This is a genomic window from Chitinophaga rhizosphaerae, from assembly GCF_003958645.1.
Taxonomy (GTDB): Bacteria; Bacteroidota; Bacteroidia; order Chitinophagales; family Chitinophagaceae; genus Chitinophaga; species Chitinophaga rhizosphaerae.
Window position 1 is genome coordinate 52,415 of the sequence record NZ_RXLO01000017.1, and the last position, 11,787, is coordinate 64,201.

Annotated in this window: 8 protein-coding genes; 7 read left to right on the forward strand and 1 reads right to left on the reverse strand. The window is 44.3% G+C overall.

Annotated features, from left to right (window positions below; genetic code table 11):
* Positions 1–41: 41 nt before the first annotated feature.
* From EJ361_RS24430 to EJ361_RS24460, 6 genes are all read left to right on the forward strand, one after another.
* Entirely contained in the window at positions 42–683 is a 642-nt protein-coding gene (locus EJ361_RS24430) for an SMI1/KNR4 family protein (protein ID WP_126249201.1), read from the forward strand.
* A gap of 1,610 nt (positions 684–2,293) precedes the next feature.
* Entirely contained in the window at positions 2,294–2,515 is a 222-nt protein-coding gene (locus tag EJ361_RS24435; protein WP_126249202.1) for a hypothetical protein, read from the forward strand.
* A 48-nt stretch (positions 2,516–2,563) separates the two neighbouring features.
* Complete coding sequence (locus EJ361_RS25790) at positions 2,564–3,919, forward strand: RHS repeat-associated core domain-containing protein (RefSeq protein WP_205687106.1); 1,356 nt, start codon at positions 2,564–2,566, stop codon at positions 3,917–3,919.
* 793 nt (positions 3,920–4,712) lie between these two features.
* The gene (locus tag EJ361_RS24445; protein ID WP_126249203.1) at positions 4,713–5,066 is read left to right on the forward strand and encodes a hypothetical protein; all 354 of its coding nucleotides are present in this window, start codon (positions 4,713–4,715) and stop codon (positions 5,064–5,066) included.
* Between the two features lie 934 nt (positions 5,067–6,000).
* Positions 6,001–6,405 carry a hypothetical protein gene (locus EJ361_RS24450; RefSeq protein WP_126249204.1) on the forward strand — a complete coding sequence of 135 codons (405 nt, stop codon included), beginning with the start codon at positions 6,001–6,003 and terminating at the stop codon, positions 6,403–6,405.
* Between the two features lie 1,312 nt (positions 6,406–7,717).
* Complete coding sequence (locus EJ361_RS24460; protein ID WP_126249205.1) at positions 7,718–8,155, forward strand: hypothetical protein; 438 nt, start codon at positions 7,718–7,720, stop codon at positions 8,153–8,155.
* Between the two features lie 240 nt (positions 8,156–8,395).
* Here the strand turns inward: EJ361_RS24460 and EJ361_RS24465 are convergent, their stop codons facing one another.
* A complete protein-coding gene (locus EJ361_RS24465) occupies positions 8,396–8,713 on the reverse strand; it encodes a response regulator transcription factor (RefSeq protein WP_126249206.1) in 318 nt (105 codons plus the stop codon).
* Positions 8,714–9,140: 427 nt separating this feature from the next.
* Here EJ361_RS24465 and EJ361_RS24470 point away from each other — a divergent pair.
* A partial coding sequence (locus tag EJ361_RS24470; RefSeq protein ID WP_240646729.1) for a DUF6443 domain-containing protein occupies positions 9,141–11,787 on the forward strand: 2,647 nt, incomplete at its 3' end.

Here is an 11,787-nt window from a genome sequence, read left to right on the forward strand (position 1 = left end):
ATAAAAGTTATAATTTTCATGCTACCTAAATAGTAATAGCTATGCCCGGTTTGATTCAAAGTATGCTTACATCTCAAGATTTGTCAATTAAATCAAAGCCTTTCCTGGTTGCCGCAGTTGATTTTGACATACATTCGGTAAATGTGGGGCCATTTACAGCGTTTATGAGGAGCCTAAACAATGGTGGGCTCTTTTTTAACCGATCTTTTCAAATATATGGATTTAGCAGGGAAGAATCATTTACAAATGGCAACTATGTTAATATTTTACTTCGCCAATATTTCGGAAAGTTAACTGAAAACCTGTTTTTCTTTGGGCAGGATATGTTTGGATTTCAATTCGCCTTTGTAAAGGATAGTACTCAAATAATTTATTTCAATTCAGAAACCGGGGAAAGGGAAGTAATGGCGAATGATTTTAATGATTGGTTACAAGTTTTGGATTCCAGACTGGATTATTATACAGGAGAGCCGCTAATGAAAGACTGGATAAATGAAAAAGGTCCTATTGCTCCCGATGTTCGACTCATACCAATAAAGCCATTTATTATGGGAGGTGATTACGAAATTTACAACCTACATACCCTTAATTTTCCCAAGTATCTGGATTATTATAGTGACATTGCTCACCAGATATCAAGTATCCCAGATGGAACTCAGGTAAAATTGACTATAAGGAAGTAGTTTCAAAGTCAACATTTTTAGGAAGAAGAAATCCAAGATACGGAGACGTGCCACAAAGTTCAAACCGCTTAATCCCATTCATATGGTTATGCTAAAAGATATTAATCATCGATCATAGTATCTATTGGATTGTTGATAGGAAGAGAAAGATAGTGAATACGAATTCCGTTCATGAATCCGAGTTGCGTCCAACTCAGCCTTAGAAGATGCCATTTGGCAGGAAGTATATTACTAACCATTCGGGTTGACCATGGCGGGACTGAGCCACAAACAGGCCATCGGTAAAGAGAACTTATTCAGATACAACTGAAAGGAATTGCAAACGAAGGAGTTTACTAATGATCCGGGGCAAGAATGGTACAATTATGGATCCAGGTTGTATGACGCGCAAGATGGTCGATGGCATGTGATCCTTCCGTAGGTGAACGAAAGAGAATCATTATCTCCAATAAACTATGTAAGGAATTATACAATTCTACGTATAGATCTTACTGGTACTCTTGACGCCAGGTACGAAGATGAAAATGGCATGTTACTGGCCAAAACCCAAGATGGCAATAGTGCCACGGTTACCATCGTGAATAGTAGTAATTCCACATTTTTAGAGGAATATACCAATGGTGATTATCTAAAAAATTTCACTGGCGCTACTTAATTGCTTGATGCGTAAAAATGGGGCAATCCTCAGTCTAAAATATACAAAACGGCTGGAAGAGAGGTAGTGTTGGCGGAATTAAAACATATCCCGTATCTTGGCTTAACAAAGGTCTGACTGGTTTGGTGTGGACGATTGGAATTTATAATGCTTTAAATACACAATCTGCTTATGAAAATAAAGAGATCGGGACACCACAAATGTTACTGGAACAAGGGTCAAGTGCATTTTCAACTTTAGGAGGAGTTGAAGGCGCTGCATGGGGTATCGGTTGGGAAATAGGACATGGAATACCCCAAAATTCCAGGTTACCATGAGAATGTACGAGCCCCCTTGAGGAACTTGTTAGGTATTGAAGTTAAAGATTAATACGCGATGATTTTTAAGGTGTTCTTTTATCATTACTACCAGGTGTATAACCGTTATATCACCTCGGGGTCTCCAGCTTTTTCCGGAATTTTGGCATTTGCAGCGATGTTGTCACTTTTAATCAATTGTATACTCAGCACATATAGCGTGCATGTAAAGTGCCAGCCAGTTGGCAAATACCCAATGCTGTTTGTAGTTGCATTATCATTATTCGCCTCTATCTATTTTTACTTCCTATACGGGAAAGGCGAAACCATACTTGCCGAAAAACCTGCGTTCTTCAAGAGCCGAAAATTAAGTATTGCAATTGTAGCAGTAGTATCTACCCTCATAATTCTGACAATGTTTGCGGGGCCGATTTACTACAAAATGATTCTTAACCAATGCCGGTGACTCCGTATAAAAATCGAATATCTGGTAAACAAGTAAAACGAGCGCCTCAACAGGCGCCCGTCATTGTAAATGCATACAGAATAACACTCCGGAAAAAAAAACGTGCAAAGTATTTCTCGTTATTAATAGATGTGCCAGTAGGTTTTGGACGGAGTAAGTCAGATCACCGCCCCAGCAGCTGTACCTGGCGAGCATGGTGCCGGAGAAGGCGGCCGTGGAAATCGCGACGTTCAGCAATATCGATGCTTCCCGGACGGACAAGCCAGTTGGATACCCTGAAGATCCGCAGGCCGATAAAAACGCTTTCGTCGCCAAACTGAACGGTAAAGACGCCGACCGCCGCATCGGGCCGAGCCTGGTGCTGAAGGTAAAGTCCGGGGATACGGTGCGCCTAGGCGCAAGAGCTTTCTATTAATCCCAGGGGCCTGACAAAGCGCAGAAAACATCCGCACCCGCCGCCGACATGGCCGCATCGCTGATCCGTGCGTTCGGTAACCCGGGCGCTGCGGTGGCCGACGGGCACGGCGGATCGGAAGGCTCGAACGGTACGCCCTTCAACAACAACTTCGTGAACGACAGCTGGAACCGGATGAAGGAACGGGACCCCAAATCCCCGAACAACCCCGACCGGCCCAAAGCGTACTTAAACTTTGTACTGTTCGACGAGAACTTTAACTTAGTGGAAGGCTCCAGCGGCGTGAAACAGGTGGCCGCCCAGCCGGACGAGCTGCAGACCCTGGCGCAGGACAACATTATCATGGAGAAATCCGGGTTCCTGTATGTCTACACCAGCAACGAAACGCAGCAGGACGTGTTCTTTGACAACGTGACGGTGGCATTGGCGGGTACGCCTGTGCTGGAGGAGACGCATTATTATCCGTTTGGGTTGTCGATGGCGGGGTTGAGTGATAAACAGGCCATTGGGGAGGCGAACAACTTCAAGTACAACGGAAAAGAATTACAGTCGAAGGAATTTACCAACGGCACAGGTTTAGAGTGGTATGATTATGGGGCGAGGATGTATGATGCGCAGATTGGTAGGTGGCATGTTGTGGATCCTCTGGCTGATAAAATGCGTAGGCACTCTCCATATAATTATGCGTTTGATAATCCTGTTAGGTTTATAGATCCGGATGGCATGGCACCGAATGATCCACCTACAAGAGTAACTAGTACGATGGATGAGTATAAGACACTGCATGTTACAGCTTCTAGTTCCTCTTCAAGTAAAGTAGTAACTACAGAAAATGGTATTACTTATACAACTACGAAAACTTCAACTACTAGTGTAACCAATCTTGTATTCTCAGATCCCAGAGTAAAAACGGAAGAGGGAGCAGTGATAACAACTACAACTTCTAATGTAGTGGCGACAAATAGTGATAATGAGGTTGTTGCTAATATAACAACTACTAAACAAGCGTCAGTCGCAAGAGGAGAATCAGATTTTGATGTTAGTTCACTTCAAAGTGTAACAAAGGATTTAGAGAACTTTAGGAATACTAATAAGATTCAGTATAATGACTATAGAATTAATAAAACGAGTGACTTTTTGGATAAAGCATTAGGTCTGGGAGCTTTGCCATTAGGTGGTGCTGTTAAAGTGCCAGGTAAATTGGGTGATCTTCTTGGAGCAGTTGGAGCGCCGGCTAGTGCGGATCAGGCAATGGGAGCCGTAGGTAAAAGAATATTGCCGGAAAATTCTCCAATAGACCTTACGCCACGAGCGTCGACTGCATTGGATGGAAGAGCATATAGAAATGAGCCTACAGGCGCATCCAAAAAGGTGATAGATTTTATTTACGGATTATTTAAATGATTATTATAGTGAGAAAGACAAGGATTAAATTTTGGTATCCATTGCTTATAATAGTTTCAGTTATTTTTTTCTTGACTAAGGATAAGTTATATTATTTAGTGTTCCAGCCTGGGCGAAAATATGGAGTTGCCTTTAATGCAGAACGAGCGAGGCTTGGTATAGCAGTGCTGCCTGATACTTGGGTGACAAATGACAAGTTAAGTGAAACGAAGGTGTGGTATCCTGTTAACAGACCTGATAGCGGAAGTTTTAGGAGTTCCAAGATTGTAGTAGTGAAATCAGGAAGTATACTTTATGATGGAGATACTTATCTCAGAATAGTAAGGGATAAATATGAGAAATTGACTGTTGGGTATAGGTATACCGACACAAGCGTTTGGGAGTACAAATATTATAATCCGTCGATTGGCACTGACGAGAATAACATCACAAAGTATAGAGCAGACAGCATATTAAATAATTGGGGATTGGAATATAAATAGTTGTTTTATGCTAAATAGCAAAGCCCGTGTATATCGCACGGGCTTTATGTCATAATAGAACAGTTTTAATTTTTCTGTTAGCGATAAAAGAATCAAGGAACTCGAACACGAGTTCTTTGTCTTTTAAGGAGAGTTTAACGGCTATTCGAAATACTGGAGGAAAGGTAACACAAAGCGTCAATCAGGCTGCAACAAAAAATGCGGAAACTAATGGAAAGTACTTTCAAGGTGTATGGTAATGCTTCCAAAGGATAAAGTTAAGGAACAAAGCAAGTTAGGAACAAACTAGTATGACAAAAATATTTGTTGTGATGAAAAAAAATGTACGTAAAAAAGGAAGAACTGTTCACCCAAAGTATATACTATGGTTCTTGTTCTTTGTATTTGTTGTGGGTACGTTATTGTTTAAAATCGGTAAAAACCAAGTGGCCAACTATTTTTTAAATAGAGATGTATTGTATACAAAGGGAGTAATTATCGATGAGAAAAACTATATGGGTAATAGTCCTGTGAGTCACGAATTTTCATATTCATATGAGTTTATTTTAAATGGGAAGGTTTATAAAAATAATTCACATAATTCAAAGTATTTGGTCGGCGATTCCGTAAATATCAAATACTCTAGGAATTGGCCTGGGTTTAATAAAATTGCCGATAATCAATAGTGAGGATTATGTCTTAGGTATATCCAAATGGAATTAGGCGGGAAAGTCGTGGTTGAAAAAGACGGAATAATATTGACAATTTATCTATTTGTAATTTTTATTTTACTATTCGTGTTGACGTTTGTTCTTCAGTGAATTTTAGCTGTATTTCCGATGAATTAAGCGTTAAGTCTTTCGCGCTGATAAATCAAAAGTGCCCCTTGAGTGGGGCACTTTTGCAAAATAAGCATTTTAAAAAATTGCGCAATTGACGCAGAATAACTGCAACTAGCGCATATACCGAAGCACGATACAACTGTATGTACAACTCTTTCAATATTGGTATCTGACCAGTAGTGAAAATGGAAATTTACTTTAATGTGATAGTGCAGCATAAAAACTTTTGTGTTTATAGCGGGTATAATATTTTTCGTCGGATCGTTTTTCTTAATGCCGACGGCATTTCGCAAGTTTAACGTGGCTCAGAATGGAAAATTAGTAAAAATAACCCTTGTGGCGAAGCCCGCTGCGTGCATTGGTACGGTCCCTTATTTTGTAACCTTTGATTACAATGGCATAAGGTACGAAAAGCAAACCAGAGGAAGTTTTTGTGAAGAACATAATATTGGGGATTTGATTGATATGAAGGTGCTGGATGGAGATACAATGATCATGTGGCCCAGTGACGACGGTGTATTTTAATTTTACGTCAGTTGTAATTCTGGGAATTTTTGGATTGGGATGTTCAATTGCGGTATTGGTGAGTAACTACCGGGAAAAAAAGGCTTTTGTGAATGCCAGGAAAGCCCGTTGGGAGAAGAAAAGACGTTGATTTGATTCTTGGGATTAGTTTTTTTATAATCAATCAAAGCTCATTAATAATATACTGATTCAACTGTAGAATTGTAATTTCATTTAGAATATTATATATTACAATTCATTAACTGATGTATGTATGACAATTAAGTGTAAAGGCGTTTTTTTAGAAAAAAAGATCATATTGATGTCGATTAGCATTGGCTTGTTGGCGCTAGTGTTGTTTTTGGCAGTCCCTGCTTTAAAAGGATACCTATACTTTATCAGCATGGTATTAATGTTCATTACTCTTCTTTACATTTTTAAGTTAAATAGATTTGATTTATTATTAATTGGTGTTGAGCAAGAAGAAATGCACCTCAGTTTTATTAATAATTCAATCTTCAAAAGAAAAGATATAAGGATAAGGAAGGAACTTGTTAAAGTGACGCTGGAGAATGACAAGTTGATTTTCTCGATTGACGGTCAGCAGCAGGCGTTGGTTCGCAAAAAGGCAGTGAGTGAATCAGATTGGGAGCAGTTGCAGAAAGTCTTAATACATTAAGCTACTATAGAATTGTAAATTGAAAGGAAATACTTTTCAGCCTGTGTCCATCGCAGGCATACGCGTTGTTGAAAGACCTGTGAGCCTGTTCCGGAAGCGGATAGGATCAGCGCGGAGGGGCGGCAGTGCTATCTTGGCGCATCCATAGCGGGTGAAGGCAAGGCAAGGCGCTTCCGGTTCAACGTCTACAATGGCGTCTTCACCCGCTATGGATGTGTTGTTGCTTCCCTTTTGTTTTTCAATTAATGATAAAAACGCATGTCTTTAAAACCGGTTCTTTGAAAAAGTTGCCAGTAGTGCGGAGAAGACGGTAATTATTATCTGTTTGGGTTGACCATGGCGGGGTTGAGTGAAAAGGCGTTGTATAATCCGCAAAACAAATATCAATACAACGGCAAAGAGATGCAGAACAAGGAGTTCGCAGGTAACGGGGCAGTGGATTGGAGTGGTATGATTATGGGGCGAGGATGTATGATGCGCAGATTGGAAGGTGGCATGTTAATGATCTATTAAGTGAAAAAGGGAGAAGGTGGAGCCGTATAACTACGCATTTGACAATCCCATTCGGTTTGTCGATCCGGATGATATGTGGCCGGATTGGCCAGCCTGGAATGATATTAAGCATGCAGCAAAATATGCGGTTGCTGGTGCCATTGCTACAGTGTTGGGGACAACAGATAACGTTTTCGGTACTAATATTAGATCTTCAGCCGCTCCTATAGTAAGCGCACAGAATGATCCTGCAATTGCAAACGGATGGAATGAAGGACTGGGTGAGGCAGACGTGGGAAGTATGATAGGGGGGCTGTTGAATCTAATAGTGAAGAGGGTTGGCGGCTGGTTCGGTTGTAGTGTTAGCAGGGTCGGGAGGTACTACAGCTCCTGTGACGGCTACAACTGGAGCAATTGGAGTTGGAATGTCGTTTCACGGCCTTTTTGTGATGAATAATGGAGCTGCTAATCTGGTGTCAAGAAATGGCAGAGTAAACATTGAGGGTGGATATAGCCATGAACAATCATAACAGCCATTGCCCAATTAGCATGGTGAGCCTGAACTAGATCTAACAGCTACTGGCCCTCATTCGAGACTTGGTAGTAATGAGGGGCGCAAAGGTACTTGCAATAAAGCACGTGAATTCGAAGAAAACGGGAAGCCGGTAAAGGATATTTAGTTTACGGATCATGGAAGACCTGCGAATCATACCAATCCTCATGAACATCAATGGTTACCCAATCCAGGTTGAGGAGGTAAAGGTGCCCCTATGCATGGAGACGCGCAGCCTCTTAATGTAGATTATAAAAGATATCTTCCATGGTTACAAAGTCAAAGATAATTATCAAAGGATCGAATTCAGGAATACTGGATGTTAACCTTGTTGATATACTTCGGTGTATTCAAAATGGGGAACTTTTATTTTGGTCGTTATTTTGGATTGAAGCAATTGGGAAGGGAAGTGACTCAGAAATGTTAGACTTTAAAAGCTATGTGAAAAATAGTGGTAATGGCATATTGTATAATTATAATACTCTAATTGAACTTTCGAGTAGCTTTACTCAAATAATTGACATCCTCATATGTGGGGATATGAATCTGGAAAAGCTCAAAAGATATGAATCAGATGAAGATACGATTCGTGAATGTACGTTTGTTATTGAATTGGTTGATTCTTCTTATTGGGAAGTATCGACCAATGATTTAGCCAGTATTAATAATATTAAAAAAAGATTGTCTGGAGTTACGGAACAATAATATTTTGAGTGATATACCATATGCTTAGTTTCTAAAACACAGACTAAAAGGGCGCCTTCATTCAGAGGCGCCCTTTCTCTTTTTCGAGAAGAATGCAGGGTCCACATCATCCACCTCCGCAAATTAAATATGGAATTCTTTTTGCCGAGTCGGGAATTTATTTTCGGCAGCAGCCTCAATTTCCGCCACTGGAAAGGATCTGGATAATCTCGGACGGCTACTTTTTCAGCCATCTATTATTTATCTCATGATGTGTAACCTGATTCCTGGATTGCGCCTCTGAGTGGTGCGCCTTTTTGGAAATCCCAAAGCCTTTCCTACTTTATCCCCCCCCCCCATCATCGCCTCCTTCACCAAGCCCGCCATGTGCTTGATATTCAGCTTCTGCGTGATATTGAGCCGATGGCATTCCACCGTTCTCAGACTAATAAACAATTTCTCCGCGATCTGCTGGTTCGTATGCTCCGACGCGATCAGCGTCAATATCTCCGTTTCCCGCTTCGTCAGTTGCACCTCGCGGCTGGATGGCCGCTTCCCCATGATCATTTCGGACAGCATGGTCTTTTCGAGCCACTTATCCAGGAACTCCTTGCCGTCGTACGCTTTGTCGATAGCGAAAGGAGGCTCTCCGGGTCGGTGCTCTTCAGCTGGTAGCCCAGCGCCCCGTTGCGCATTATTTTGCCTACGTTCATCGTTTCTTCGTGGTTGGTCAGGGCAATCACGCGCCCGTCAGGGTATTAGCCGGAAATCTGCTTGCGGTGTTCCGCGCCTTTAGCGCCCCGGCAACTGGATGTCGACCGGCAGCACGAGTACAAGTACCAGGCAGCCAATTAAAAATTTATTGAATAAGTAATGAAAAATCAATATTTTGAACTTGAATTTCTACCTAAATTCCCGGAATTAACCTATGAAGCAAGTTGAAAAAAATCTGTTAGCCAAGTTGACCCGTGTTTGTTTGCATTTCGGTTTAATCTTCATTGGCATCATGCCTGCACTGGCCCAGCAACCTAATGGTAGCAGGCCGGCGGTTAAAACTGCGCGTCAAATACCTGGGGCTTACCCTGCCGGAACGAAAGTGAACTACGTCCGCACCTGGACGCCCAATCAGCCGCTCACCGACCCGGCGCAGGTAATTTCGGCGACCGACGTGAAGAACGTGCCCCAATCCACCGCCTACTTCGACGGATTGGGAAGGCCGCTGCAAACTGTCTCCAAAGGCGTGTCTCCGGGTGTGAAAGACCTCGTGGCGCCTGTCGTGTATGACGCCTTCGGCCGGGAAGCCTTCAAATACCTGCCATACACCAGCGCCACGGGCGACGGTACTTTCAAACTCAATCCCTTCACCGATCAGGGCGGTTTTTACGGCACTTTCCTGGATACGGCCAAAAATAACGAGGAAGATATTTTTTACAGCGAGACCCAATTCGAAGCCTCGCCGCTGAACCGGGTCACCAAAGCCATGGCGCCCGGCAATAACTACACCGGCTCCGGACGGGGTGTGGGCCAGCAATATTTAGTCAATGCCACGGCCGACTCGGTACGGATCTGGACGGTAACCACCACGATGGCGGGCAATATCCCCACTTCGAACATCACGTCGGCGAGCGCCTACGCCGCCGGTACGCTTTTCAAAAACGTTACCACGGATGAGAACGGCAAACAGGTGGTGGAATATAAAGATAAAGAAGACAAGGTCGTCCTGAAAAAGGTACAGCTCGCCGCCAGTCCGGGCACGGGCCATGTCGGCTGGCTTTGTACGTATTATGCCTACGACGATTTGGGGAATCTCCGGTTCGTGCTGCCTCCCCGCGCCGTGGAGCTTTCGATCGGGACCTGGGTAGTCAGTGCCAATGTGAAGAACAACTTCTGTTTCCGGTATGAATATGACGGGCGCAACCGCATGATCATCAAACAGGTGCCCGGGGCTGACCCGGTAGAGCTGGTGTATGACCAGCGCGACCGCCTGGTGCTGACGCGCGACGGCAACCTGCGCGCGGTAACCGGCAAGTGGATGGCCACGATTTACGACGAGCTGAACCGGCCCACCTTGACGGGGATCTATTCCAGCACGCTGACCCACGACGCGCTGCTATCTTACATGCGGGGCGCCAGTTCGGCCAGTTCGTTGACCACCAAAATAAAAGCGGTAGACAATCTTGTCGTGTCCCGGTACGAGACGAATGTCAATGAATATAAAGCCAGAGTAAGCGTAGAATTAACGGATGGCTTCGAGACGCCCACCGGCGTAGCCGCCGAAATCCTGACAGACCCTGCCATGGCGGATATTTCCGAAACATTTACCTCCTCCCTCAGCCTGCCCAATCTCAATAATAACTTCTATGCGCTCACCTATACGTATTACGATGCGCTGAACTACGCCGGTGCCAAAAGCGCGCAATCCGCCTATTTTACCAAGCCGCAAGCCGGTACCAACCTTTATGCGGAGCCGATCGTGGTGAGCACGGCAACGAGGGGGCTGGTAACAGGCACCAAAGTGCGCGTGCTGGATACGGAACAGTTCCTGGTGACCACCACGCATTATGACGCCAAAGGGCGCGTGGTGCAGGTGCTTAGCGATAATATCAATTCAGGATTGGACATCACTACAACGATGTACGATTTCGCGGGCAAGGCACTCAGCACCTATCATTACCACAACAATCCCAAAGCCGGCACAGCCGGAGAATCGAAGCTGCTGACCAATATGACCTACGATCATGCCGGCCGCGTGACGAAAGTAACCAAGCAGCTCAACGACAATGCCGCCCTGAAACGCGATATCGCCACCAACACTTACGACGCGCTCGGGCAGCTGCAGCGCAAGGAATTCCGGAACGCCGCCGGCACGGTGATCGAAAGCACGGATTATACCTACAACATCCGGGGCTGGCAAAAAGCGATCAACCGTAAACACGTGCAGGGCAGCGAAACCCATTATTTTGGTCAGGAACTGCACTATGATGAGGGTTTTACGAATAAAGAGTACAATGGGAATATCGCCGGCGTAAACTGGCGGGGAACGAAAATCGCTTCCGGCAACGCGCCCACGGCCAATGCTTACGGGTATACTTATGATGCGTCCAACAGGTTGATGAAGGGATACTTCACGCAACTTTCCGGTAGCAACTACGCCCAAAGCGCCATTGTTTATGACGTTACCATGGGCGACGGTACCAATCCGTATAGCGCCTACGATGCCAATGGCAATATCCTGAAAATGACCCAGCGCGGACAGAAAGGTACTACCGGGAACGCCAACATCGATGTATTGACGTATCGCTACGACAGCCTGGGCGTGCCGGGTAACAAGCTCTACAACGTAAGTGATAATCTGGGCAACAACGATGCTACGGCCGCCTTGGGGGATTTTATCGACCAGAGCACCGTCACCACGCCGGAATACCGTTACGACAGGAATGGGAACCTCATCCGGGACGATAATAAAAAGATCAGCGCCATCGTATACAACATCCTGAACCTGCCCAGATCGATCAGTATCACCGATAAGGGCACGATCAGCTATGTGTACGACGCTACCGGCCGCAAGCTGGCCAAGATCGTGTCTGATCAGACGGTGACGCCGAATAAATCTACCCGGACCGACTATATGGGACCGGTAATTTATGAAAATG

Coding starts and splice junctions, on each gene's coding strand:
- EJ361_RS24450 (WP_126249204.1), top strand. CDS start 6,001: ATGACAATTAAGTGTAAAGGCGTTTTTTTAGAAAAAAAGATCATATTG.
- EJ361_RS24430 (WP_126249201.1), top strand. CDS start 42: ATGCCCGGTTTGATTCAAAGTATGCTTACATCTCAAGATTTGTCAATT.
- EJ361_RS24465 (WP_126249206.1), bottom strand. CDS start 8,713: ATGCTGTCCGAAATGATCATGGGGAAGCGGCCATCCAGCCGCGAGGTG.
- EJ361_RS24435 (WP_126249202.1), top strand. CDS start 2,294: ATGGTGCCGGAGAAGGCGGCCGTGGAAATCGCGACGTTCAGCAATATC.
- EJ361_RS24460 (WP_126249205.1), top strand. CDS start 7,718: ATGGTTACAAAGTCAAAGATAATTATCAAAGGATCGAATTCAGGAATA.
- EJ361_RS24445 (WP_126249203.1), top strand. CDS start 4,713: ATGAAAAAAAATGTACGTAAAAAAGGAAGAACTGTTCACCCAAAGTAT.
- EJ361_RS25790 (WP_205687106.1), top strand. CDS start 2,564: ATGGCCGCATCGCTGATCCGTGCGTTCGGTAACCCGGGCGCTGCGGTG.